Origin of the sequence: Rubripirellula reticaptiva, assembly GCF_007860175.1 — a bacterium.
Classification (GTDB): domain Bacteria; phylum Planctomycetota; class Planctomycetia; order Pirellulales; family Pirellulaceae; genus Rubripirellula; species Rubripirellula reticaptiva.
Genome location: NZ_SJPX01000002.1, coordinates 1,638,283 through 1,665,054 on the forward strand (window position 1 = coordinate 1,638,283; position 26,772 = coordinate 1,665,054).

Below are 26,772 nucleotides of genomic sequence, written 5' to 3' on the forward strand. Positions count from 1 at the left end.
AAAGAGAAAAATATGATTCGCAACAGCGTGGTTCTATTGGGGTTGTTGGTTGGAGGTCTACTGGCCGGAAATTCGGGTGCTGCTGAATTGGAAACGGCTGATTTCTATGTGTCACCGGATGGCTCCGATGCGTGGTCTGGAACGGTGGCTGAACCCGATGATCGAGCAGCCGATGGGCCTTTCGCGACGCTGGCACGTGCGCGAGATGCAGTCCGCGATTTAAAAAAGAGCAAGTCGACGGACATCGTGGTTCGGGTGCGAGGGGGAAACTATCTCCTTGAGGAGACAGTCGTATTCGGCCTGAAAGATTCTGGGGCAGGCGATGCGACGATTACTTATGCGGCCTATCCGGACGAAAAGCCGGTGTTTAGTTCCGGTCGGGAGATTGAAAGCTTGGAGCAGGTAACCGAAACGATCCCCGGATTGCCCAAAGCGGCTCAAGGCAAGGTCCTTGCCGCGAACGTTTCGGGTCGTTTTCACGCGCTCTATGACGCCGAGGGTTTGCTGCCTCGTGCACGTTCAGCCGGATTCAAAACCACAGCTGGCCGAGACCTCAAAGAGTTTCGTTTTCCCGAGGGTAAGTTGAAGAACTGGTTGAATCTGGAAGACGTGGAAATCATCATTCGTCCGAGCCATCAGTGGATGGTGAACATCTTGCCTTTGGTATCGGTCGACGAGGAAGCTCAAGTCGCTCGCACGTCCATTGATGGAACCTATGCCATGAAAAGCCTGGGGGATTCTTGTTGGGTCGAAAACGTGCTGGAGGAACTTGATCAGCCAGGTGAATGGGTGCTCAATACCAAAGAAGGCAAAGTCTATCTGTGGCCGCGAGGTGAGTCGCCTGTCGTTGCGCCGCAGTTGCTGGAATTGATCCGCGTCGAAGGCGAGATCGATGAAATGGGGCCGACGGATGTTCCGGTGCGAAACCTTTGCTTCCGCGGTCTCACGTTTATGCATGGCGATCGCTATTCAGTCGACGAAGACGATGCAGGGGTGCAGCACGACTGGGACATGGTCGACAAGGACAATGCCTTGGTTCGTCTGCGCGGAGCAGAGAACTGCGTCGTTGAAAAGTGTTATTTTCTGCATAGCGGCAGCGGTGCGGTGCGAGTGGACCTACACGGACAGGAAAACAAAATCCGCGACAATCATATCGAGCATATTGGCGGGACGGGCATCCTGCTAGGCGGATACGGGCCAGGCACCAAAGACGTCAGCATCAAGAACCTCGTCTACAACAATCACATTCATCACGTCGGGGAAATCTATTGGCATTCCCCCGGCATCCTACTGTGGCAAAGCGGCGAAAACCGTATAGCGAACAACCTGATTCATAACACGAACTACTGTGGCATGATCATTTGTGGAATGGTGACCAAGTTCATCACGCATACAGGCCGTGAGGTCAGTCGATCCATTCGCAGGCATGAAGTGGGTGAGGTGCCACGCGATCCAACCATTGATGACGTCCGCCCCTACCTGCATTCCCATGACAACCTGATCGAATACAACGAAATCCATCATGCCATGGAAAAACTGGGCGATGGAAACGGTATCTACATTCGTGGATCAGGCCCTGGGAACGTGATTCGCCGAAACTATATTCATCACCTCGTCAATCCGATCGGCGCACAGTCTGGAATCCGAACCGATGGCGGACAGATGGACACCCTTGTTGCCGAGAACGTGATCTACAAGTGCACGTCCCAAGGCCTGATTCTGAAGCTGAACAACCGGGCGGAAAACAACATCATCGCCTACGTTCTCGATGGTTCACGTCAGGCCAAGGGAAGTCCGGTTTCCTACTTGAGATTAACAGAGGGGCCCTCGACCGGCGGCACGATCAAACGCAACATCTTCTATCATCCCGGAGCGAACGCTTCGTTCTTTGCCCAGAGTCGAGAAGCACAGGCTAAGGATGGCGACAAGGATTACAACATCTACTACTGTGCTGGGAATCCGGAAGCGAGTCGGGCATCGCTGGACAGGATGCAGCGTGAAGGGGTCGACGCGCACAGCTTGGCGGTGGATCCGATGTTCGTCGATCCCGAGAATGGTGACTTTCGCTTCAAGCCAGATTCACTGGCATTGAAACTAGGGTTTGTTCCGATTGATTTGTCCAAAGTCGGATTGCGCACAGACAAGGAGTAGCGAACTGTTTGCGTCTGACGTTCCTTGTTCGCGGCTCCAATATCCCACGAAAATCAATCCATGAACTTTCCAGTTATCAAGCGTTGCGTTCGGGCGATCCTTTTGGGGCTCCTGACAACCGTTTTCCTTTGTGAAGCCATCAGCCGCCAAAACGGTTCCACAACCGCGCAGGAAATCAGTTCCCCCAGCACCCTCCATGCGGCACCTGCTGGGCCAGGCGACTGGTCCAAAGTGCGTCTTTTCGGACACGCTTTCCGGAACGACGACTACACGCCCGAACAATACAATTTCATCCGGGACCATTTCGCGATCTTCACGATCGAAAAGCGGCATGCAAAGAATATTTACGGCGCAACGAGCACCGAAAAAGCTGCTGCGGAAACCGCAAAGAAACTGCTGACGAACAACCCGGACATGCGCGTGCTGTTTTACTGGAGCACGAATACGGCTTACAAACAGTTCTACACCACCGTTCGGGATACCGTTGCCCATCACCCGGACTGGGTAGAAGAAGTTCGGAAAGGAACCGTGCGATGGACCTATCCCAATGACTCAGCTCGTAATTGGTGGGCCGACACAGCCGACCAGTTGGTCAAAGAAAGTGCCTTGAACGGAGTTTTCTGCGATGGTGCCCCGGGAGCCAACGCTCGCGGCCAATTGGAAAGCGTGGAACGCTGCCTTCAGCGACTATCAAGCTTCATCATCTACAATGGCTATCGCGTCCAATCCTCCAACAAGTGCGCAGCCGGCGCCAGCACACTCGCTCATGCAGACGGCGTCTTTTGCGAAGCGTTCTTTCGTTCCTCGGTTGAGACCGCAGACGAAGCCGTCAAGCTAATGGACGAGTTATTGGCGATTCCGCCCGACAAATACATTCTTTGCCGCGGAGCGGGAGACGGTGCCTTTGGTTCCACCCACGACTTTACACTCGCCTGTTACTTGATCATCGCCAACGACTACTCGTTCTACAGTTGGGGCGGCGACGAGAACTCCTATGCTGCCGACGACTCACTCATCTACTGGTCCGAAGACTTTGACCAAGAAATTGGCAAACCGTTGAGCAAGGCCACCAAGAACGGCTACGCCTACCATCGGGATTTCGAACACTGCAGCGTCGACGTCAACCTCGAAACAAAAGCCTCGACCATCGCTTGGAAACCCGTGGATGGAAAGCTCGCTTTTCCTAAAGATGAAATTAAAGAATAAAATACAGTTGTGAACTGCGCCGTACAACAAGCCCCAATGGATACGAGAGAATGAGAATCCAAACGATCACCGCCATCATGATTGCAGTTTTTGCAACCAGTGTAATGTCGGCTCAAGAAGCACGACCTCAGCGCAAAGCTTCGACAACGCCCAAGGGAGCCAAGTATCTGGAGACTGGCGGAGAGCGCAAGCTGGAAGTTGTTTACAAGAACGTTTCGGGAAAAGACCTAACCTTGGATCTGTATTACCCGATGGCCAAGCCCTCCGAGAAATGTCCCGTGATTGTCTTTACTCACGGCGGAGGATGGGCCGCAGGCAATCGGTACAAGGCTGCCAGCGGATCTTTTGCGATCGTTTTCCAGCAGTTGATCAAGGAAGGTTTCGCGGTTGCGCCCGTCACCTACCGACTGGCAAAGAAAGACAGCGACATCACGATGCGTGATTGCGTCATCGATTGCAAAGACGCCATTCGCTACCTCGCGAAGAACAGTGAAACGATCGGGATTGATCCGATGCGCATTTGCGTGATGGGAGATTCCGCTGGCGGCCATATCGCACAGATGCTGCTGCTGGCATCGCCTGAACAGTTACCAGGAGATCCATCGCTTGCCGGAGTCCCCTATCGAATGGTTGCCGGCGTGTCTTGGTATGGCCCGTGTGATTTCGAAAAAACCGAACTGTTCAATCACGATGACCGAGCCAACTTCAAGGATCGGTTTGCCGCCCGCATTCTCGGCTCAGATTCGGATCCGACGGCTAAATTGGCGCGTTACCAAGAAGTCAGTCCGATCAACTACTTGAGTAAAGACAGCCCGCCACTGCTGATGATTCAGGGCGACAAAGATACGACGATTCCGGTCAAGCATGCTCATTACATGCAGCAAAAGGCAAGCGAAGCGGAGGCACCCGTTGAGGTCATGATCATCAAAAACGCAGGTCACAATTGGCGTAAGGTCGATGCAGAAATCGATCCATCACGAGAAGAGATTGTCCAGCGCACGGTGCAGTTCTTTTCGAAAATCAATCATTAGCGTCATCCGCAGAAATATCCGCCGACCGACTCAATGCAAATGTAAGAGTCGCCAATCTCACCACCATTTCATGCCTTCGGCAATCGGCCATCGTTCCATGAATTCTAAATACATCTTGGCCTTTTGTACTTTCATCGCGACTGCATGCCCTCTTCATGCAGATGTCTTTATGGCTAATGGCATGAAAATTGGAGATGTGACTAGCGACACTGCAAAAATCTGGACACGCTTGACCGCCCAGCCCGAGAGAACACGCTCGGGCACCGAGTTTCTCAAGACAACCAATCCAACGAAAGCAAAACCTCTTCAAGCAGACGGAAGTCATCAGTATCCCGCCGGCAAGAGACTCGCTGACATGGAGGGAAGTGTGCCAGGTACCGACGGAGAGGTACGACTGCGTTATTGGCCAAAGGGACAACGTGAAAACGAGATCGAAACGGAATGGATGCGCGTCGATCCACAGAAAGACTTTACTGGCCAGTTCTTGTTGCGGGACCTAGTTCCCAATACACAGTACGTCCTGAAAGCGGAAGGAAAGGGTGATCAAAGTTCAGTCGAGCTTGATGGCAACTTTCGAACCGCGCCCATGCCGGACGATGCCCAAGAGATCAATTTCGTTGCTGTGACGTGCGGTGATTACCCGCGCCGTGACGATGAGGAAAATGGCCATGTCATTTACAACACGATGCTCAAGAAGATCGCCCCGCACTTCTTTGTCCACACGGGCGACATTGAATACTACGACCGTGCAGATCCGTATGCCCTCAGCAAGGAACTTGCGCGTTACAAAATGAACCGTCTGTTCTCAATGCCATACATCCGAAGCTTTCACAATCATGTGAGCAGCTACTTCATGAAGGATGACCATGACACTCTGATGAATGACTGCGACCCCGGCGATGTTTATGGAACCCTGACCTGGGACGAAGGGATTGCGATTTTTGAAGAACAGTTTCCCCGCACTGAACCCTACAAGACGGTGCGATGGGGAAAAGATTTGCAGATATGGATATTAGAAGGACGCGATTTCCGGGACGTCGATCCTAAATCGCCAAATCAAATGCCGTCAATCTGGGGCTCCAAACAGAAGGAGTGGTTCTTTGAAAGCTTCGCCGAATCAGACGCAACCTTCCGCGTGCTGATCAGCTCGACTCCTGTTGTCGGGCCAGATCGCAAAGGAAAAAACGACAATCATGCAAATAGGGAATTTGAGCTCGAAGGCGACCAAATCCGAGAATTCCTGGGCAGCCAGGAAAACGCTTTTGTCATTTGCGGTGATCGTCATTGGCAGTATCACTCTGAAGATCCGAAGACCGGAACAATGGAGTTTTCATGCGGTCCAAGTTCAGACAAACATGCCAGTGGATACAGTGAAGAGTATCGCAATGAATATCACAAATACCTAAAAGTTCTCGGCGGCTTTCTTTCGGTGAACGTATCGCGAGCAACGGGCAATCCGGTCATCACATTCCGCCACCATGCCCCCGAAGGCACCGTTCGCTATGAGTACCTAACAAAGTCAACCAAATGATTCATCAACGCCAATGGACGCTCCTTCTGCTCATCGCAACGGTTTCCGTGGTAAGTGGTCGCCAAAAGTCGTTCGCAGCAGAACTGCCGCCCAACGTCGTTCTGATCTTTGTCGACGACTTGGGCTACGGCGACGTTGGTTGCTACGGCGCGACAAAGGTGCAAACGCCCAACATCGACCAACTTGCTGCCGAAGGACGACGATTTACCGACGCGCATTCGGCGTCTGCGGTCTGCACCCCATCTCGCTATGGACTGCTGACGGGCGAATATCCCGCAAGAGGAAACATCTGGGGGCCCGCACCGATCGATTCGCCGCTTCTGATTGACACCGAAAAACTGACCATCGCCGACGTCTTTAAAAACAGCGGCTACAACACGGCTGCGTTCGGAAAATGGCATTTAGGATTCGGTACAGGAACAAACCAGTGGAAGCAACCGTTGCGGCCAGGGCCACTTGATCTCGGTTTCGATTACTTTTTTGGCGTACCGCTAGTCAACAGCGCACCGCCATATGTCTTTGTGGAAAACGACCGCGTCTATGGGCGTGCTGCGGACGACCCGCTTATCTATTTGGGTCGCAAGCAGACCGACAAGACCACTCCGATCACACGGCTGACCAAAGAGCACGGCAACCGCGTCCCCAACTTTTTTGGCGGCGCAGCAGCCGCGCACAAACTCTACAACGACTTCACGTTAGGGACGACTCTAGCCGAACGCGCAACTCAGTGGATCGATCAACAGTCTGAAAAACCCTTTTTTCTGTACTTCTCAACGACGAACATCCACCATCCGTTTACGCCTGCGAAACGGTTCCAGGGAACCAGTCAATGCGGCCTGTACGGTGACTTCGTTCACGAACTGGACTGGATCGTTGGCGAGGTCATGTCAACGCTCAAACGGAAAGGTGTCGCTGACAATACGCTAGTGATTTTCACCAGTGACAACGGTGGCATGTTCAATCACGGTGGCCAGCGGGCGTTCCAAATGGGGCATCAACAAAACGGTGATTTGCTGGGGTTCAAGTTTGGTGTTTGGGAGGGCGGGCACCGCGTACCGTTCATCGCTCGATGGCCCGGCCACATCAAGCCGGGGACCATTTCGACACAGTTGATTAGTGGCGTGGACATGCTGGCGACCTTTGCCGCACTTACCCAAAAACCATTGGACGAATACCAACGTGCAGACAGCGTCAACCTATTGCCTGCACTGATCGGCGAGCCTGAGTCACCGTTGCGAGACACCCTTATTCTTTGTCCGCACCAGCCAACTCACCTTGCAGTACGCAAAGGCCAGTGGATCTATATCGGCGCTCGGGGTGCCGGTGGTTTTAAGGGCGTGCCCGGCGTGCACGCCGCCGGCGGACCTGTATGCGCGTCGTTTGTTGGAAGCGTGAACAGCGATTTCGAAAACGGCAAGTACAAAGCCGACGCCCCGCACGCTCAGTTATACGATCTTCAATCGGATGTGAGCCAAACGCGAAACCTGCACAACGAGTATCCCGAGGTCGTAAAGGAGATGCGAGAACTGCTCGCAAGCTACGCGCCGCAAAATCAGAAAGCCGGCACCCAAAAGGGCAAGTCCAAACCGAGGTCGCCAGCATCAACGTCGACGATCCCCGGTTCGATCCAGAAGCCCTGACTCGGCCCCCTTAAAGCACAGACTGTCGTGGCCGAAGGCCTCGAATTGAATGGCACATCTGCTGCGGTACTCAACGGTCTTTTGACATGTTCGATGATCGTAACGGCGTCGCTACCGCTTAGTTTGCGGTACGCAAGTTGCGTAACACCAAGGGTTATCTTGAAAAATGACTTTCTGACAGCTTGGGAAAACGATGGACCACGCCAATAAAAACGAGACATCATTGCCGATCGCCGATCCGTCAATGCAAATTGATCCGGTTTGCGGCATGAAGGTTCCTACAGACAGCTCTCGTTCGTCAGATTTCGACGGTAAACGCTATGTCTTTTGCTGCGATGGATGCTTGCAGAAGTTTCGCGATGACCCGGTTGGGGTGCTGACGAAACGATCACAAAAGGACTCATCAAGCAGTTCGTCTTGTTGCAGTGGTAACTCGTCGACCAAAGCGAACGATTCTCCGGCAGATCCCGATGCCATCTACACCTGTCCCATGCACCTTGAAATCGAACAAACTGGGCCTGGTGATTGCCCGATTTGCGGGATGGACTTGGAACCGAAGTTCGTCATGTTGGCTGATGAGGCTGACGACAAACAATACGCCGACATGAGACGTCGATTCTGGGTCGGCGCTGCGTTGTCGGTGCCGCTGCTCGCAATCGCGATGGGTCCGATGGTGGGTTTGCGGGCCATAGATTGGATGAGCCAGACAAAGTTTGGTTGGCTACAATTAGCTCTGGCGACGCCGGTTGTGTTTTGGTGCGGATGGCCACTTTTGGTCCGCGGTGCCAAGTCGTTTCGCACGATGAACCTGAACATGTTCTCGTTGATCGCGGTGGGGACTTTGGCAGCGTATCTGTTCAGTTTGGTCGTCGTGTTGATCCCAGGTGTGATTCCAACGGCATTTTTCGAGAACGGTGTTCCACCTCTCTATTTTGAAGCTGCCGCAGTGATCATCACACTAGTGTTGCTCGGGCAAGTGCTGGAACTGCGTGCGCGCCAGCAGACGGGCGGAGCCATTCGCGAACTCATGCAACTTGCACCCGACACGGCACACCGAATCACAGACGATGGCGGGGAAGACATCTCGCTCGATTCAATCCACAAGGGCGATCGGTTGCGAGTTCGCCCGGGTGAGAAAATCCCTGTCGACGGAAAAGTACTTAGTGGGTCGAGCAGCGTTGATGAGTCGATGTTGACGGGAGAACCGATGCCGGTGAAGAAGTTGGAAGGCGACGAAGTCACGGGCGGGACCTTCAACCAAACCGGTGCACTGGTGATGGAGGCCGTCGGTGTTGGCGGCGATACGGTTCTCAACCGCATTGTACAAATGGTTGCAGACGCCCAGCGCAGTCGCGCCCCGATTCAAAAACTGGTCGATGTGGTCGCTCGATACTTTGTGCCGGCGGTAATCGCTTGTTCGATCTTCGCGTTCATCGGTTGGGCTGTATTTGGTCCAGAGCCGCAATTGGCTCATGCATTCGTAGCGGCAGTCGCCGTGTTGATCATTGCCTGCCCTTGTGCGTTAGGACTGGCGACGCCGATGTCAGTGATGGTGGGTGTTGGCCGCGGTGCCAAGGAAGGCGTGTTGATCAAGAACGCCGAAGTCCTCGAAGTCATGGAGAAGGTTGACACAATCGTCGTCGACAAGACCGGAACGCTGACCCAGGGACGCCCGGAAGTCACTGGCATCGAAACGTTTGAGCAATGGAATGAACACGATGCATTGACGTTGTCTGCGGCGGTCGAAACACCGAGCGAACATCCGCTAGCACAAGCCATCGTTCGCCGAGCGAAAGCCGATGGATTGCGGGTCTTGGAACCAAGTGAATTCAACAGCATTACCGGTGGCGGAGTCCGCGCTCGCGTCGATAACCATGATGTCCTGATCGGCAAGGCTGACCTGTTGGACGATCAGGGCATCGAAGGCGTCGATGCGGGAAGGGAAAAAGCGAGAACGCATCAAGCCGAGGGTGCGACGGTTGCATTCGTGGCGATCGATAACGCACTGGCGGCAATTTTTGCGATCACCGATCCAATCAAGCCAAGCACTCCCACTGCGTTAAGGACGTTGCATGAACTCGGGCTAAAAGTCGTGATGCTTACCGGCGACGCCGAGCCGACAGCGAAAGCCGTCGCAACCAAGCTAGGCATCGACGAGTTTCATGCCGGCGTCTCGCCCGAGGAGAAGCATGACTTCGTTCGCAACTTGAAAAAAGCAGGTAAAACGGTGGCGATGTGTGGCGATGGCATCAACGACGCTCCGGCCCTTGCCGAAGCAAACGTTGGCATCGCCATGGGCACGGGTACAGGCGTTGCGATTGAGTCCGCAGGCATCACGCTGGTCGGTGGTGATCTTCGCGGTGTGGCGGCGGCGGCAAACTTGAGCCGCAAAACGATGAGCAACATTCGTCAAAACCTGTTCTTCGCTTTCATCTACAACGCACTCGGAATCCCGGTCGCAGCAGGTTTGCTCTACCCGTTCTTCGGCGTATTGCTTAGCCCCATGATTGCGGCGGCAGCGATGAGCTTTAGTAGTGTATCCGTGATCGCAAACGCTCTGAGATTACGGGCAACCAAGCTCACCTAAACGGTTACAGAGTTGGCGGGTAAGTCTGAAGAGATCTATTGAGACCTCAGCCGGAAACCAAGCATCGAATCCGGCTGAGGTCATAATCTCAAGGCTGAGAAAGTCACCGAAGAACTTTTAAAACTGAATCTGGTACTTTGCGGTCATCGCTCGGCGAACTTCCGCTGTCAACTTGTCGATTTGGCTGAGTGCGTCTTTAAAGTTCGCATAGGCGTTCCCGCGAGCGTAACTGTTGGTGACTCTTTGATAATCAGCGGTTGAGTTGGCGTTGTAGTAACCATCACCGTAGTAGCCACTGTTTAGACTCTGACTTGCCTTGATTTTGCCTGCATCGATATTGCCCTGAGTCACCGTGAGGGCATTGCCGCGCAGCGTCTCTGCGACGCTTGTTCCAAATTGAATCATTTCGGGATCCACATTTAGAGTGCCCAATTCGTCAATCGCTCTGGCACGCTGGTCATTCCACTTCGCCAAAGCACCGGTGGTCTGCGACTTATGCTTGCGAGTCTGCTCGACGATCGCATCGACCTCGTCGAAGTAGTTTTTGGAACGGTACGCCATCTGTTCTTTCTCGGTTTTCCCTTGGCTGCCTCCATCGTTTGCCAATCGAACCGTTCGCGACGCTTGGCTTTCCAGGCTGAAAATCCCCAACAAGCCGCTAAGGGTTGACTCGGTGATAGGGCCTTGAAGCGACAGATTATTTCCATCAACCTTCACCTCCCAAGTCAGCACCTCAGGAGCAGCCGAACCACTTCGCTCAAGCATTTCTGCAAACAAATCAGCGGCGATGATTTTCAATGAGCCGGGTGCAGTTGAAAACTCAATCGTAACGATGCACTCACTGAGGCTCCTTCGACCGACGATGATGCTGACACCAGTCGCCGACGCCAACGTTTTAGCGACCGACTCGGGAGACTTTGACTTGATCGACTTGAACGTTGATAGCCGTTTCGCCAATGGCACTGGCGAAAACACATCTGAAACTTCGATCGCCAACATCATTGACAAGTAAGACTCAGGTTGATTAGCGCGAGCTTCTAGGAAAGGCGTGTAGTTGACGTTTGTGCTTGGCGACAACCAACCCGACAACAGTGACCGGTCTGCCGGCCGCAACACACCAAGCCGATTGTCCTTCGCTGGATACAGATAGGTCTGCTGCGGCGACCACACAACATCTTTCCCATCGACACTGTCGACATATCCTCCCACCTGCTTGGCCAGCTCGTCAACATCAACGCTTTCCTTCAATGTTGCATAGCCAGCCTCCCAGCGTGGTCGGAGGCTCATCAGGTTAAGATCCGAGATGAACCAGAATTCCTGAACGTTCTCGTCGACGCGATCGACAAATCCTGCGTCGCTCATCAGCTGATTGAGTGACTCAACGTTTACATAGCCCATCGCATTGGCGGGCGAAGGGGAGCGTTTGAGCAAAAGCGGTAACTTTTCGTCCTGAGAAAGGCCGACAGTTGAAACAAAACAGGAAGCTGCGAGAGCGAGGACGCAGGAAAATTTGGAAATCATGTTGTTAGACTCAGCGGAGACGTTTGTGGGAGACTAATAGGATACACAGTTTTACTACGGATTAAGTGGCGGTAGGCTGCCAGTTTCAGGCGTTTTTTCGAGGCCACACGCTGTTCTGAGGTACTTTCTCCCCCTGTGCCCCGCGATCAAGATGGTGGCCGCAAGGAGCACCGCGAAAGCCCACCACTGGAGATTTGAGAATTGTGACGAATTGATTGGTCGAAACGGAGCATTGAGCGGTGACGCCTCGGTTGCCGCTGATTCTGTCACCAAAAACATTTGCCCCGACAGCATTTCTGTTTCCAGCTCGCCTTTCTGCAAATTCCACCATGTCAATTGTATCGATGGCAAGTCGACGGTTCCTGGTTCAGTGAACACGTAGGTCACTCGATCCTGTCGAGCAGACGTCAATTCGCTTCGGTTATTGGACTCTTGAAATTCGGGGGCCTTGCGATAAACCGTCACACCGTCGACATCGGCGAACAAAATATCGGGTAAAACGAGAGCCGGCGCACCGCCGATCTTTCGCTCGATCGATCGGACCACACCGTCACCCACGGATACTTCGGTTCGGCTAGGCTCCCAAGTTTGTTTGACCTGAAACTGATCGGTGACAACCAAACCGGTCGAGCTGCTTACACCCTCTGGAAATGCCGCCTTCATTTTGATCGGCTTCGTCCCGATCGTCTCGCTGCCCGTTTGAGTTTTCGCGCCAAAAAATTTTACTTTCACTTCAACGTCGATCCGTGGAATCATGATCGGCCCGCTGCGCTGGGGGTAAATCCACCATTCGTTGCGCTGCCCCGTGTATGCGTCACCTTGGATCGTTTCATTCAATCGCGTCGCTTGCCCCTCCGGCACGTAGACGATCGCACCGGGGACATCGAACGTTGGAAGTTTCGGGACATTTGCCCAGCCGTCTTGACCAAGCACGTCCAGGATCAATCGGACACGCTGACCGACAACAACGGGTTCGTCGGACGCAGGGTCCGTCTTGATGCGAACGACCGGCTTCGCCGCGTCCACGTTGTATTGAGGCAACAGCACTGCTGATGCGACGATCAGCAGTAGCAGATATCTATTCATCGTCGGCTGGCTCCTGGTCACGCATTGCTTCTTGAAAAGAGAATTTGCTCTTTAGGAAATCTCGCGGAGTCGTCTGTACTTGCCGTAGCCAGATCGCTTGCAATTCGGAATCCGAGAGCGATTCGCCTTTGACCGTTTCCTCATTGTCATCGGATGAATTCGAAGAAGAACTGGTTTGATCAAACACGATCTCATCGGCGCCTAGCTTACCGCCCGTCATTTCGCCGCCTTCTGTTTTCAACCTTGCGGCGCGTCCCGCAGCGATGGCTCGATTCTTGACGGCGGGCTGCCAGTCCGGCCGCAACTCGAGCGCTCGATCGTATCGCTTGACGGCCGGTTCGTACTCGCCCAGCATGACCAGCATGTTGGCGTGATTGAATGCCGCCTCCGGGCCAGGGATGGTTGAAAACATCGAAGCGGCTCGCTTGAAATCGCCCGTTCTTGACAGCGCAACCGCTCGACGAAAAGGATCCTCAAACACTTCCGCTGCCGCATCAAATTCGCCACGGTCTAACAATCGTTGTCCATGCTGATCAGCGGTCACCAGAAACGCACCGCGGTTTCGAAAACCTGCGATCAACGCAAACAAAATCAGAATGCATGTCAGCACCGTGGCAATGCGTTTGAAGAGACGACGCGAGTGACTCATGTCAAACTTCCTGACGCAATGCTCCAGCCGCGGCGGCTCCAAAGTGCCACTCCGATCGCAATCGGCCACAGCAACCAGTAACCGTCATCTCGCCACCGAGCCGACGGGTCGGTTGTCGACGCCACCAGCGAACTCTTGGCGTGATTGGCCACTTGGTCAATGTCCGCGTCGTCCGCAGTCAGTCGAACTAGTCGAGCATTCAGGATGTCCGATGCCTTGTCCACACCCAACCCGGCTAAACTCGAATCGAGAGCAACCGGAGCCAACCATTGCACCGTGGCTCGATGACTGGTTCGCCAATTTTGAAGTAACGGATGCTGCGCATGCTCGCAGGTATCCGCGATCACCAGAATCGACGCGGCAACCGAATCTCGTTCGATGTCTTCGACTACCAAAGTCAATGCATTTACCAATGCGTCACCTTCGCCCGGCATGACGCCGGGGTCTAGCGATTGCAGCATTTCATCAATCACACCACTGTCGCTTGTTGGCGGCATCACAAGGTGTGCGGATCGAGAATAAACCACCAGCCCGGTTGCCGAGCCCTTGCGATTCTGCATTAGGTCATGCAACTTGTTCCGCACTCGCTCGAGTCGTGATGGCAGCACGTCGTTGCTTTCCATCGAGGGAGTCAACTTCAAGACAACCCACAGATTGGACGTGTCACTGGCAAACGGTGAGGGTTCCCGTCGCCAACTTGGCCCGGCCAACGCGACGGTTCCCAGCAGCCAAAGTCCGAGCAAAACCGCAGACGGCTGCACACGTGATTGCTTGGCTGGATTCACGACCAAGTGTTTCAACAAATGGGGCGAAACCTGCTGAGAAAGCGGTTGCTGCGAACCGCTGTTTCGCACGCAAAACCACCAAACAATTCCAATCGGAATCAGCAGCAAGAACCCCATCGGACGTAGCCAATGAAAATTGAACAACCATGTCTGCAAGCCATTCATGCGGCAGTGCTCTGCTTGATTGGTGACTCGTCAGATGTCGCAATGTTTCGATTGGCACGCGACACAATCCGCAGACGTCCGACCGCTGAACCCACGCCAACGGCGGCGTGGTACAGGATCGAAACGACCATCCCCGCAGCAATCAACCAAGCGAACAGGTCACTGCGAGGCCGATGCGAAACCGTTTCGACTTCGCGTGTATCCATCGAGTCCAGTTTTCCGTACACCTGCTTCAAGCCGTCGCGGTCCTCGGCGCGAAAATAGTCGCCGCCGGTTTCTTTTGCGACTTGTCGCAGAGCATCTTCATCCAGCAACTCTTCGCCCGCGGCCTCCGGATCGCCAACGCCGATCGTGTGAATCACGATTCCTTTGTCGGCCGCAATTTTCGCCGCCTCTGCCGGCGGAACACGACTGCCCGTGTCGTTGCCGTCGGTCATCGCGACTAGCACTTTGCTGTCCATTTCACTGCGATCAAAGAGCGTGATCCCCAATCCGATTGCGTCGCCCAAAGATGTTTTGGGGCCAGCCATCCTTGGATAAAGTTCGTCCAGCAATTCTTGGCAGACGTCCAAATCTTGAGTGAAAGGAATCTGGACAAACGCGCCTGAACCGAACACGACCATCCCGACGCGGTCGCCCTTTCGCTGGCTCAGAAAGTCGCCCAAAACCTGCTTGGTCGCCGTTAGCCGGTCGACTCGCTTCCCATCCTGGTCAGTGAAGTCCTCCGTTTCCATCGACCCGGACAAGTCCACCGCCAACAACAAATCGCGCGTGGCAACTTCACGAACGATCGGATCGCCCAACCATTGCGGTCGGGCAAGTGCCGCCACTAAACACGCCCAGCAGAATGCAAACGTCAGCGTCTGCATCCAACTGCGCCGTCGCACGACGGCGTTCTTACCTGGCGACGCGCCGAGAGCTTCGACGGCGACATCAAACATCGGCACCCGAATTGCGGATCGCGATTGTTCGAAACTTGGCAACAGCCAATGCAGGAAGAACGGAAAGACGATCAAGCCCAGCAGCCAGGGATAGGCAAACGTCAACATGCGTCGTCATCCCGATCATGCTCACGTATCCAAGCCGAAGCCGCTTGTAAGGTGGCTACGTATTCCTCGTGGCCAAAGTCGTCAGGAATCTTTTGGTAGTTCGAGCTCGCCAAATTTGCCACAACAGAATCACTGAACCGAAATTCTCGAACCGACGCACGCAGAAAATCCGCCCAATCGGTTCCCCATAGCGAGGCAACCTTTTCGCGAGAATAAGAAACCATCGCGACTCGCTTGAGTACCTCGTCGACGCCTCGCAATCCGACTTCAAACGACGATGCCGTTTCCAGTTTGCGGATCAGCCTTACCCCTTCGCGACGGTAAGCATTCTGACGATACCGAATCCAACAAGCGATCAATCCGTAGGCGAGCCAAATCGAAGCGATCGCGATCACGAACCACCATCCAGGAGCCAACGGAAACACACCCACGGAATCTGGGATAACTATGCCTTCGAGAGCACTCAGGCTGTACGGATCCGTTTCCATCGCTAGTGCCGCCCCATCAATCGCTGGACTTGATGGCTCGTGTCCTCGCCGGCGCTGATGGGCAGGACCGGAATCCGCAACTCTTGTTGCAGCGACAGCACTTCTGCGATCCGGCCCGCGGTTGCTTCTTTCAACCTTTTCATCGCACGGCCTTTGTCTGGGACTTCGACCTGCAACTCTCCATCACTGATCACGAATTGGCCGCTGGTCGGTAATTGTGATGCGATGGGATCATGGACAAGTGTTGCAATGACATCGTTGTGCGAGCGGATCTTGCGAAGTCGCCGACGGACCATGTCGTCCAACCCGAAGAAATCGCTGATGACAACAACAAGATGATCGTGCGTCGCGATTCGCTCGGCCGCATCAAGTGCCCTGCACAACATGCTGGCGTTGGGCTTGGCTGGCGAATCGGCATGCAGACGATTTCCGAAGTCGACCAAACATCGCAGCATTCGCATGACGCCATCGCGACTGCGACCTATTCGCACGGTCTCGCAAGCGGCATCGTCAAAGGCGATCATGCCGACGCGATCGCCCACGTCGATCACCCGCCAAGCAGCCAGCGCTGCGGTTTCGGCTGCGGATACGGACTTCATATTGTGCTGAGTGCCAAAGAACATTCCGATCCGCTGATCGACAACTAATAACGTCGGACGATCGCGTTCTTCGGTGAACACTCGGGTGTGCGGACTCCGCAGCCTTGCCGTGACTTTCCAATCGATCGTGCGGATGTCATCGCCGGCGTGATAGGCTCGGATCTCTTCGAAGTTGAGACCTCGCCCACGGACTCGCGAAGCATGTCTTCCCGCCAACAAGCTATTGACCGGTTGCTTGGGAAGGAACGAAAAACCTTTCGCTTTTGCACGTAAGCGAACCAACTCGTGCAAGTTAGTTTGCACGCGAGGGTCAACCAGATCGCCGCGGTTTGACAATTCTGCCGCTCTTGCCGCATCACGATTGGATTGCAGCGTGTTTTTCATGCGACAGCCACCTGCTTCAACAACTCGTCAATGACTTGATCCGCCGTCACTCCATCGGCACTGGCTTCGTACGTCAACATCAACCGGTGTCGCAAACAATCGTGCGTGATGGCTCGCACGTCTTCGGGCGTCACGTGATCGCGTCCGTGGTACCAAGCGTGCGCCCGCGATACCTTATCGATCGCAAGCGTACCGCGAGGACTGACGCCGACTTGGATCCAACGTCCGAGTTCTTCTCCGTACGATTGGGGACGTCGCGTGCCGGCAATGAGAGCAACGATGTACTTCTCCATCGGCTCAGCAATCTGAACCTGATCAATCTCGGCTCGCGCTTCGAAAACGGTCTGCTGAGGGATGATCGCGGGAGGCTCGCTGGAATCAGCATGGCCAGCAGATTCACCTCGAACCAGCCGCATGATCGCCAACTCTGATGCGTCGTCTGGATGCGCCATGGTGATGTGCATCAAAAAGCGATCCATCTGAGCCTCGGGCAGTGGATAGGTCCCTTCTTGCTCAACCGGATTCTGCGTTGCCAGCACCATGAACAACTCGGGCAATAGGTGAGTCTTGCCCGACACGGTGACTTGCCGTTCCTCCATCGCTTCGAGCAGCGCCGCCTGAACCTTGGCGGGTGCTCGATTGATCTCATCGGCCAAAACCAAGTTGGCGAAGATTGGCCCTTTCTGAAACACGAACCGTTCGGCGGCATCTTCGCCCAGATAGATTTCCGCTCCGGTGATATCCGAAGGCAGCAAGTCGGGCGTGAACTGGATCCGGCTAAACTCAGACTCTAGATTCTGCGAAAGCGTTTTGATCGCCCGCGTCTTCGCCAATCCCGGTAACCCTTCCAACAAAGCGTTGCCGCCACACAAAAGTGTCAACAACAATTGCTCGACCACATGTTCTTGCCCAATGATAGACTCAGACATGCGGGCGTGTAGTTCAAGAATCTGTTCGCGTGACGTCATGAACTGGTCCGAGTCGTAAAGGTCAGTGAGTCGATGCGATTGAACACGAGGCAACGAAGGAAAGAGTCGTGACGTCAGCGAGTGACACGGCCCCACTTCCTGAACCGCTCCGTTGTCTCCTGTTCAACTTCTTAGTTCCTCGCGGCCCGTTCACCGACTCGCTCGGCGGACAAAAGTAACGGTGTACCCGGGATATCTGGACGTTGCCATTTGCGACGCCACCCGACTGTCACGTGCGCTGACGACGACGGTGGTCGGCCGTCCATAAACGCCCTGACCGGGCTGCAAACCGATCTCCCAGACCGATGTGACGCCTGTGGCGACCGCCATCATGTTCAGTTTCAATAATTCAATTTTGCGATGTTGCATCTCATTTCGTTGATATTCCATCGCCTCAGCTTGCATCATGAGACTTTCGCGATCTTGCGTCGTCTTGTCTTTGTCGGACTCAAGCCACGCCTGCCAGCCTGGTTGAAGCACCTTCAAGTCCTGTTCGCTGAACAGAAAGAAAGGTACTGCAATCTTATCGCCCGATTCCAGTTCCATCAGCACGCCTTCGAGCGGATAAACCTTTGGCTGGCCCTGCAGTCCGACGCTCCATGACGCGAGTTCCCGTTCGGATTCAAACGTCTTGCTTTCCAGCTTGGACATGATCTTCAAGATAAGCTTTTGATGCAGAGGATCGAGATCCGAAAACGCCAAATCACCGACGTGAACCTTGCCTCTTTGACGAGAAATCTCAAGATTCTTTCGGCCGAAGGCCAAAACTCGACCGCGGACCATCAACCCATCGACCGATGTCCAAGTCTGCATCCCTTCGACGGACTTTGCCAATTTGTCGACAAGCTCCTTGGATTTCAAGTAATCGCGATCAACATCCGTCAACTCAGCAACCTCAACCGCCACCAAGTCGCCCTTCTCCTTCTTCAAAATCACGGTCGTTTCATTGAACGCGATCGCTTCGGCTTCCAGCGTAAAGGCACCCGACGAACTAGACCACTTCCTGGCGTAGCTGCTAGGCGACATCACCAACAAAATCAATAAGCTGAAAACTAGATGAGTTGCACGCATGACAAACAATATTTCAATGAAACGAATTCGGAATCTCTATCAACAGCGGGGAACAACGGAAACGGAGATCAAGCCATGGCTTCACTCCGTTTCCTCGTGTTGTTCCCGTTCAAAAAAGCAAGGGCTACCTTGCTCCGCCGCCTTCGGAAAGCTTCTGCATGACCTCATCCAGATTGAAGCTAGCCGCCTTCTGTCGTGACGGATATTCCTGGAACGTCTTGAGGAATTCACCGACGTAATCTTGAGCGGGGCCTAACAGGTAAACACGGTCGATCAACCAGTCGTAATAGGTGTTCGACGTGATGTCAGCTCGCTCGTACGGGTCGGTTCGCAGATTGAAAATCTTTGGAACTCGAAGCGTCGTGAACGGTTCGGCCCAGATCTGCAAGGTTCCCGCGACACGCTGCTCTAGAAACACCATCTTCCAGTTATCAAACCGTAGAGCGGTCAGCTGCTGGTCATCGTTGCAATAGATGAACGATTCACGAGGCCCCTTTTCCTCTTCGCCGGTCAGGTACGGAAGCAAATTGTATCCGTCCAAGTGAACGTTGTAGTCACGTCCAATCGCCTTGTGTCCCTTGAGCAACTTCTCTTTCACATCCGGCTCGCCGGCCAATGCCAGGACGGTGGGCAACCAATCCAGGTGCGAAACGATCTCGTTGGAAATGCTTCCGGGCTTGATTTTGCCGGGATAGCGAACCATGGCAGGAACGCGGTAAGCACCTTCCCAGTTGCTATTCTTTTCGTTTCGGAAGGGTGTCATGGCCGCATCTGGCCACGTGTTCATGTGTGGGCCATTGTCGGTGCTATACATCACGAACGTGTCGTCACCAATCCCCAGTTCATCAATCTTGTCCAAAACGGTACCGACGTTTTTGTCATGATCGATCATTGCGTCCGCGTACTCGCTCATCCAACGTCCCGACTGACCGACGCTTTCTGGCTTGACGTGAGTGCGAAAGTGCATGTGAGTGAAGTTCACCCAAACAAAGAATGGCTTTTCAGCCTTCGTTTGTCGCTCCATGAAATCGGCAGCTCGATCGGCAACATCGTCGTCAATCGTTTCCATTCGCTTGCGGGTAAGCGGTCCGGTGTCTTCGATCTTGCCATCGGCAAAGGAATGAAGCACGCCGCGAGGGCCGTATTTTTTGCGGAACTCGGGGTCTTTTGGGTAGTCCCGGTGCTCCGGCTCTTCCTCAGCGTTGAGGTGATACAGATTGCCATAGAACTCATCGAACCCGTGATTGGTCGGCAACATTTCGTCGCGGTCACCCAAGTGGTTCTTACCGAACTGACCGGTGGCGTACCCGTGATTCTTAAGCAGTCCGGCGATCGTGGGATCTTCGATCTGCATGCCGGCCGTCGCACCCGGCATACCAACCTTGGTCAGACCGGTTCGCAAGCCGTGTTGGCCAGTGATGAACGAAGCACGACCCGCGGTACAACTCTGTTCCGCGTAATAGTCCGTAAACATCATGCCTTCGCGAGCAACACGATCAATGTTGGGCGTTTGATAGCCCATCACCCCGTGGGTATAGGCACTGATGTTCGAACGTCCGACATCATCACCCCAAATGATAACGATATTCGGACCTTTGGCGTAAGCGAAGCTGCTAGTCACGAAGACGGCTAGTAGAGCCGCTGCCATCGTGAAGGAGCCTTTGAAGACTGCCAAGTTCATTTTGCAAATCCTGTTGAGTAGGGCAGTTTTCGGGAAAAGTGAACCGCGACAATGAAGCCTGCCACTTTCGCTTCATTGGGTTCAGAATGTCTTTACAACAAGTATCGCAACCAGCTTTGGGCGCGGATCAAAAACATCACGGGTAATCCCGCGATTTGCAAATCTTCGGTATAGACTGCCGCAATCGCTTGAGTCCCGCCTGGCAGCCGAATCGCGTCGGCGTCGTCCAGTTTGATTCGCACGGCGAATGCCGATGGCTTTCCTGAATTGAGCATCGTCGGAACAAGGCCTGAAGCGGTCAGTTGACCAGCGCCAGAGACATCGATCGTGTTGATCACACGACCAGTCAAAATCTCACCTGGGTAGTTGTTCAGTGCGACCTCGGTGTACTGCCCCGGTTTGATTCGCAGATAGTTTTTCTGGTTAAACGATGCGACGACCACGCCCCGATTGTCTTGCGAATTCTCCAAGACGAAACTGAGCACCGGTCCACTAACGGCACCCACCATCATGCCTTCGCGAAGCTGCAGGTTGACGACGTAGCCATCGCTTGGTGCGACAACCGTGGTCTGATCAAGTTGGTAGTTCGCCGTGTCCAATTGAGTTTGCATTTGGACGATCTGAGCAGCGGCGGAACTGACCGCCAAGTTTGCTTGAGACAAGTTCGTGTTTGCCTGAACCAACGCTGCATCGGCTTGGTTGTAGGCATTGATCGCGTTATCCAGACTCTGTTGACTGCCGGCTTGTTGGTCCATCAGTTTTTGTTCGCGGTCGCGCGTCTTCGTCGCCAACTCAAGACTCGACGTCGCTCGAGTCACGCTCGTTTCGGCCAATACCACCGAAGCTTCGGCGATTTCTTTACTCTGGTTGGCTTGCTCGAGTGAGGCTGTCAGTTGACGAATTGTGTTCTTATACGGGACCGGATCGACGCGAAACAGCACGTCCCCTGATTTGACAGGAACATTTGGCGTCACGGCCACCTCGATCACTCGCCCTCTCTGATTGACGCCCGCCGCAATGGGCACAACTTGTTCAAAGGCAATAACGTTACTGGTAAACGGATGATAGTACTGTGCGCAAAACAAAAGCGCAACGATCAATGCAGGACCAACCGATGCCGCAACGATTGCGATGGGCAACGACAGTCGTATTAACTTTAACTTTGCAAAGACCAACCACAGGACGCCGCAGTACATTCCCGCCAACAACCAACTCATGATCAAGTCCCCTCAGCAAGCTTGTCTAGTCGATGCTGAATCTTTTGGATACGATCCGAGATGGCTTCCGGCGTCACGGAGACCTCAGCTGCACTATCGACGCCAGATGATTCCATGTGGTGGAGCGTATGATAGAGATAGATGACGTAAACGCAGCTTAGAATGGCTGGGATCATGAGCAACTTGCCTTATTGTTTTGCTTCGAGAGCAGCAATGGAGTTTTCTAAGTGATCGAGCTGACGCGTGAGATCCACGCTCCAAGCCTCCGACGCGGTGCCCGGTTGTTTTTCAACCCAATATGCCCACACCATTGCGATCGCCCACAAAATCCCCGTCGGCAACCCCACCCAACCGCAAATGTTGACAGCCTGCGATTGTGGATGTTTGCGTGCCTTAGCGATCTGGCCCGGCAACGCAGCCAGTACGACGACGAAAGCTAATAATAGTATTGCAAAGACGATCATGAAAATCAGCACAACCCAGCGGATCGCAGGGCCGAGCGACTCGAATTGAAATTCCATCAAAGTTACCTCTGCACGTTAGTCGTTCATTTTGGATAAACGTAAAACGTCGTTGCCTTCGACGTCCGAGAAATACAACAAGCCCGTTTCAGCAATTCGGAAACGTACGGTTTTCTCTAACGCAGCTGCGAATCGTTTTTCTTGGTCCATCAATGCTGGCGGCCCAGCCCGGCGCGTCGTAGCAAGCGGACCGAACTTGATGCTTTTCTGATTAATTGTCGCCATTCCGTGATAGCGATTAACGCTGGTCGAACCGCTGACGGAACCGTCCGCAGCGATCGTGAGCGTGCTTTGCGCCCGGTCCACGACTCCACGGCCTTCGATATCTTCAGCCAGCCAATTGCCAAACAACTTCTGACCGGACGACTCGTCACTATCCATGCTCTCGTCACCAAAAATCTGACGCCAATCAGTTTTCATGTCTACGACCGTCCAACCTCTTTCGGATGCCACGTCCATCGCCGTCGTCAGCTTTCCCGAGCTCGGTGGATCCGCGTCGTAGGCATATTCACGGTCCGCATCCGTGTGATGAATAATCATTCCAAAGCTTTTTAGCGGATTGCCGATCGTCGTGTACTCCATCATTGCTTGGTCACCGTCGCTATTGCCAAAACAAGCGATCGGGCGACGGCCAATGAAATGATGAATCCCAACCGGTTTGCCCTCTCTGTCATCGACGAACAGATGATCCAACGTCTTGATCAGCAGCGGCTCTCCGTCGCGTACTACGTACTTGGTTTGCCCTGTCGAGCCAACCACATTCTCGGGCGGAATTCCGTACACGCGCTCGGACCAGACTCGCATGAAATCCGCGCCACCACCGGAGACGATGAAACATTTGAAGTCGTTGGCTCGCAAGTACCCAAGCAGCTGCTGCATCGGTACGTACGTGCATGTGTCATAGGCTCTTTGGAAACGAGGATGCTTGGCCGTTTTCAACCATGCAGTGACGCTCGTGTCAAACTCTTCCGTTGTCATGCCCGCATGCGTCAGCGCCAAAACCTGCATCAAGCCGTCGTGATGCTTTCCTTCAAGCAACTTTCCGACATCGCCATCAAGGACCGCCTGGACCATCGGATCCGCCGCAAGTTGCGGCTCATCAGGCGAACGCCGCTTTATTTCATCGAACGCGTAAGCCGCTTGAAACGGAATCGGTGTTTCAGACCACAGGGTTCCATCATTATCAAACACTGCGACACGGTCCGTCGGATCGACGTAGTCCTTTGATTGCGCGTCCGTCACCGAACTGACGAAGTTGATGATCGACTCTTTTGCTGGGCCGTCGTTCCAGGACGAGAGCGGATCAGCCGCCTGAGAGAGAAACGGCCAGACAAACAAAAGACCTGTGACGACTAGGCGGACCAGTGGCATCTTCGAAAGTTTCGTATTCATTCCGCAGGTTCCTCCATCCGAACCATGTTCCAGTACTCTTGCTTGTCGGCGCCGAAGTGAACTAGTGCTGTGGATTCGTCTTCGGTCAAATTGTGAACGACCGTTTCCATCACGACTTCCTTGTTCTTTTCGTCGGCAAATTTCCAAGCGGCTCTTTGCGTTTTTCGATCAACCGTTCCTTCGATCGGGCGGCTGGAATCAGTGGTCTCGTTGTAGAACGTCCCGGCGATGATACCTTCTTTACTGACGGCTAATTGAATTAGCAATCCGGTATCCGTGGCCTCTTCCGCCGAAATAGAAAACACGCCCAATGGCATCCACTCGACCTTATCTGGATTGACTGTTTCTGGAACATTTTCGGCGATCGTGGACGCCTGGTCGTAGTACACATCGGCCGCCGCAACTTGCTGGTCATCCACATAGACATAGTTGTCGCGATACACGACGGTCGAACCGTAGTCATATACGACCGGTGTTGGTGTCACCCAGTTCCAAGCGAAAAAGGTTCCCACCGTAGCCCAACTGCCGACTCGCCAACCCCAATACGGCGGATAACGATTCCAACCATGCTGCCAGCGCCAATGATTGGGGTGACGGCTATATCCCGGATCCCAAAAGTTACTGTTGCCGAAGGGACGATTGACGTTGTTTGAATACTTGTTGCGAATCGAACTGACATTGTTACTGCCGATGCGATTGCCAATGTTGACGCGGTTGCCCGCGTTGATATTGATATCTCGGTCGCCAATGTTTCCGACTCTGTCGCGAACGTTGGTGTCGCCAATTTTCACATTGTCTTTGATGCTGCCTCCATCGGGACGGTTCGGCCTGTCTTTGCCGATTCCACCTGGCAACGCACTTGGCAATTCGCCAGGCAGCTTTGAACCTATATCGCCTGGACGCTTCCCAGTTACCTTGCCAGGTAGCGTTGTCGGGCGGTTGGAACCGCCCGGCATGCCAAGGAAGTCATCCAGTTGTCCAATGTTGGGACGTTTGCCGCCAAACGTCGGTCCGTTCGCCCCGCCAATGCTGGGGCGATCACCACTTCCCAAACCGGGACGGTCTCCGCCGCCAAGGCTGGGCCGACTGATACTAGGTCGATCGGCACCTGGACGACTGATGTTGGGACGACTGATGTTGGGACGACTGATGTCGGGACGACTTGTCGCCGGCTGCGAGATGTTTGGGCGAGAAACTTGGGGTCGACTTGGGGTAGGGCGAGTTGCACCCGGAAGACTTGGCCGGCTAGGACTGGGGCGGGTAAAATTTGAACGGTTAATCGATGGTGTCGCTCGACTCATTGACGGCGCATGCGATGAAAAGTTCGGACGGGCACCGCCACCAAAACTGCTGCCGCCCATCCGAGCGCCTCCACCCATTCTGGCTGCGCCTCCGCTGCCGACACGCCCACCTCCTCGCCCGGCCAATGCGTCGGCTACGGGAAAGGAGCACAGAAAAACTGAGATGCAGAGAATCCAAATTTTGGTTTTCATGATGCTTGCCAATTGAGAATGGGTAGCTGGATCAATCTTGTGTTTCGAAATAAAGACGGTTTTGTTGCGATTCGCAAAGTGGTCCTGGTCACTCACCGCGATTCAGCGTAACTGGGCCTACGCTTGGCAACAGTTCGTCATCCACCTGCCTGGCGATAGCTTGGTAGCTAACCGAACCATCGCTCCCCAGTTGGTAAATATGAGTGGAAGACCCCACCCGGCCATCCGCGAGAATGCTTTTGGAACTCTCGAGATAGCGACCGTCTTCGATCTTCCATCGACCTGCAGCGTATCCTCCATCGGAGTCAAACGTCCATGAGCGGATCGCCTCATTAACAGGATCCCATCCGACGACCTGCGTCCCTTCGAAACTGTCTTCTGCTCCATCTTGCACTTCAAAAGAGCGGATGATGAAGTTCTGATTCTTTGACCAGCGGCATGTCGTCGTGATCGATGACTGCTCGTCGCCGGCACTCCACGTTCCAATCATCCATTCTAGGTTTTTCAGATGTTCGTAATTCGACGGCGCCGCATCGACGTGCGTGCTCTCAATGATCGAATCAATTTTCCATCCACTCTCTATTTTGACATGCACGGCAACATAGTCCGTACGTTCGAGTACTTGCTCTGACGCAAAAATCGTTGATACACCCGTCTCGCGAGCAACGTTCGGCGAGATCATCTCAATCGACTTCACATCAACAGAGAGCTTTGGATCCTTTACTTCTGCAAAGTACGCACTCAATTGCTCCGACAATTTGTCGCGGCCCTTCGTAACATTCCCTTCAGAATCGGTCACTTGCCCGTTTTCCATCCAACGGGAAGCGATGCCGGCAACGTTACCGTCGTTGAAGTCCTTTACGTAGCCTTCGACGGCATTGGAAATGGCTTTCATGTCGCCGCTTGCGGGTTCGGCCGCCGCAGCGGGAACGAAAACAATCAGCGATGCGATGTAGATGGCGAATAGTTTTTTCATAAATTTTCTCGAAGAGAGTGGTCGACCGAGCGGCGAGAGCCACCAAGCGTCGCTGTCCAACTAATTCTTTATCAAATACTCAATCAAGGATTTTTCCATCATCCGATCTGGTGCGAACGGGGATTTGTCGAAGTAGTCCAACCTGAAAGGAAAAACTTGATGCTGTGCGATGCCGAGGGTCGCGTTACGGAAACAGCCTATTGCCATCGCACCACACATTTGCGCCTCACGATCGATTCGAAGCGAGACTTTCATATCGCAAATTTCGCCAACCGATTTCGATTCAAATTCGATCAGTCGCTTACCGGGATTGATCTTATCATTTGAGCAAATTCTAGTTTGCTCAATCCCGAAAAACTGGACTCATAACACAGATTTTTTTGATTCACGAAACAACCGAGCCCGCCGAGAAAACGGCTACTGCGTACAGTATTCCGCTGCGTTCTCGGGCAAGTCGAGCCGCCTCGACCAAAAAACGACTAAATTCCCAAGCTGGACTCCGTCGACTTGAGAATCTCCATGATTGGACCACCGAAGGCCATCTCGCTCGGCGACAACGCAGCAGTGCCCTCTGGATGCAA

General features: G+C 53.8%; 21 protein-coding genes. 6 read left to right on the top strand and 15 right to left on the bottom strand.

The window, feature by feature from the left end; all coding sequences use genetic code 11:
* Window positions 1-12: 12 nt before the first annotated feature.
* The 6 genes from Poly59_RS12405 to Poly59_RS12430 all read left to right on the top strand — a co-directional run bounded on the left by Poly59_RS12405 (window position 13) and on the right by Poly59_RS12430 (window position 10,146).
* On the top strand, window positions 13-2,151 hold the full coding sequence (locus Poly59_RS12405) for a right-handed parallel beta-helix repeat-containing protein (RefSeq protein ID WP_146534313.1): 2,139 nt from the start codon (window positions 13-15) through the stop codon (window positions 2,149-2,151).
* A 60-nt stretch (window positions 2,152-2,211) separates the two neighbouring features.
* The gene (locus Poly59_RS12410; RefSeq protein ID WP_146534314.1) at window positions 2,212-3,357 is read left to right on the top strand and encodes a putative glycoside hydrolase; all 1,146 of its coding nucleotides are present in this window, start codon (window positions 2,212-2,214) and stop codon (window positions 3,355-3,357) included.
* Window positions 3,358-3,407: 50 nt separating this feature from the next.
* A complete protein-coding gene (locus tag Poly59_RS12415; RefSeq protein ID WP_146534315.1) occupies window positions 3,408-4,388 on the top strand; it encodes an alpha/beta hydrolase in 981 nt (326 codons plus the stop codon).
* Between the two features lie 70 nt (window positions 4,389-4,458).
* Entirely contained in the window at window positions 4,459-5,919 is a 1,461-nt protein-coding gene (locus Poly59_RS12420; RefSeq protein WP_186776199.1) for an alkaline phosphatase D family protein, read from the top strand.
* Complete coding sequence (locus tag Poly59_RS12425; RefSeq protein WP_146534317.1) at window positions 5,916-7,559, top strand: sulfatase family protein; 1,644 nt, start codon at window positions 5,916-5,918, stop codon at window positions 7,557-7,559. Before Poly59_RS12420 ends, Poly59_RS12425 begins: the two co-directional genes overlap by 4 nt.
* A 193-nt stretch (window positions 7,560-7,752) precedes the next feature.
* Window positions 7,753-10,146, top strand: coding sequence for a heavy metal translocating P-type ATPase (locus Poly59_RS12430; protein WP_146534318.1), 2,394 nt, complete (start codon window positions 7,753-7,755; stop codon window positions 10,144-10,146).
* Between the two features lie 117 nt (window positions 10,147-10,263).
* On the opposite strand, the gene Poly59_RS12435 is transcribed toward Poly59_RS12430, so the two are convergent.
* The 15 genes from Poly59_RS12435 to Poly59_RS12505 form a co-directional block, all read right to left on the bottom strand.
* The gene (locus Poly59_RS12435) at window positions 10,264-11,577 is read right to left on the bottom strand and encodes a hypothetical protein (RefSeq protein WP_246151585.1); all 1,314 of its coding nucleotides are present in this window, start codon (window positions 11,575-11,577) and stop codon (window positions 10,264-10,266) included.
* A 144-nt stretch (window positions 11,578-11,721) separates the two neighbouring features.
* Entirely contained in the window at window positions 11,722-12,753 is a 1,032-nt protein-coding gene (locus tag Poly59_RS12440) for a BatD family protein (RefSeq protein ID WP_146534320.1), read from the bottom strand.
* Entirely contained in the window at window positions 12,746-13,402 is a 657-nt protein-coding gene (locus tag Poly59_RS12445; protein WP_246151586.1) for a tetratricopeptide repeat protein, read from the bottom strand. Before Poly59_RS12445 ends, Poly59_RS12440 begins: the two co-directional genes overlap by 8 nt.
* Window positions 13,399-14,352: a vWA domain-containing protein gene (locus tag Poly59_RS12450; protein ID WP_146534321.1), complete on the bottom strand. Its 954-nt coding sequence runs from the start codon at window positions 14,350-14,352 to the stop codon at window positions 13,399-13,401. Before Poly59_RS12450 ends, Poly59_RS12445 begins: the two co-directional genes overlap by 4 nt.
* Window positions 14,349-15,401, bottom strand: coding sequence for a vWA domain-containing protein (locus Poly59_RS12455; RefSeq protein ID WP_146534322.1), 1,053 nt, complete (start codon window positions 15,399-15,401; stop codon window positions 14,349-14,351). The genes Poly59_RS12450 and Poly59_RS12455 overlap by 4 nt, the downstream gene beginning before the upstream one ends.
* The gene (locus tag Poly59_RS12460; RefSeq protein ID WP_146534323.1) at window positions 15,395-15,889 is read right to left on the bottom strand and encodes a DUF4381 domain-containing protein; all 495 of its coding nucleotides are present in this window, start codon (window positions 15,887-15,889) and stop codon (window positions 15,395-15,397) included. The genes Poly59_RS12455 and Poly59_RS12460 overlap by 7 nt, the downstream gene beginning before the upstream one ends.
* A 2-nt stretch (window positions 15,890-15,891) precedes the next feature.
* Window positions 15,892-16,872 (bottom strand): DUF58 domain-containing protein, encoded by a 981-nt coding sequence (locus tag Poly59_RS12465; protein WP_146534324.1) that lies wholly within the window; start codon window positions 16,870-16,872, stop codon window positions 15,892-15,894.
* Window positions 16,869-17,840, bottom strand: a complete 972-nt coding sequence (locus tag Poly59_RS12470) for an AAA family ATPase (RefSeq protein WP_146534325.1) — start codon at window positions 17,838-17,840, stop codon at window positions 16,869-16,871. The genes Poly59_RS12465 and Poly59_RS12470 overlap by 4 nt, the downstream gene beginning before the upstream one ends.
* Before the next feature lie 150 nt (window positions 17,841-17,990).
* Entirely contained in the window at window positions 17,991-18,911 is a 921-nt protein-coding gene (locus Poly59_RS12475; protein ID WP_246151587.1) for an SHD1 domain-containing protein, read from the bottom strand.
* A gap of 124 nt (window positions 18,912-19,035) precedes the next feature.
* The gene (locus Poly59_RS12480; protein ID WP_146534510.1) at window positions 19,036-20,559 is read right to left on the bottom strand and encodes an arylsulfatase; all 1,524 of its coding nucleotides are present in this window, start codon (window positions 20,557-20,559) and stop codon (window positions 19,036-19,038) included.
* A 125-nt stretch (window positions 20,560-20,684) separates the two neighbouring features.
* Window positions 20,685-21,809, bottom strand: a complete 1,125-nt coding sequence (locus tag Poly59_RS12485) for an HlyD family secretion protein (protein WP_146534326.1) — start codon at window positions 21,807-21,809, stop codon at window positions 20,685-20,687.
* A 188-nt stretch (window positions 21,810-21,997) separates the two neighbouring features.
* On the bottom strand, window positions 21,998-22,330 hold the full coding sequence (locus Poly59_RS12490) for a DUF3302 domain-containing protein (RefSeq protein ID WP_146534327.1): 333 nt from the start codon (window positions 22,328-22,330) through the stop codon (window positions 21,998-22,000).
* A gap of 18 nt (window positions 22,331-22,348) precedes the next feature.
* Window positions 22,349-23,722 carry an META domain-containing protein gene (locus Poly59_RS12495; protein WP_246151588.1) on the bottom strand — a complete coding sequence of 458 codons (1,374 nt, stop codon included), beginning with the start codon at window positions 23,720-23,722 and terminating at the stop codon, window positions 22,349-22,351.
* Window positions 23,719-25,215: a hypothetical protein gene (locus Poly59_RS12500; RefSeq protein WP_146534328.1), complete on the bottom strand. Its 1,497-nt coding sequence runs from the start codon at window positions 25,213-25,215 to the stop codon at window positions 23,719-23,721. Before Poly59_RS12500 ends, Poly59_RS12495 begins: the two co-directional genes overlap by 4 nt.
* An 88-nt stretch (window positions 25,216-25,303) precedes the next feature.
* The gene (locus Poly59_RS12505) at window positions 25,304-26,191 is read right to left on the bottom strand and encodes an SgcJ/EcaC family oxidoreductase (protein WP_146534329.1); all 888 of its coding nucleotides are present in this window, start codon (window positions 26,189-26,191) and stop codon (window positions 25,304-25,306) included.
* Between the last annotated feature and the right edge of the window lie 581 nt (window positions 26,192-26,772).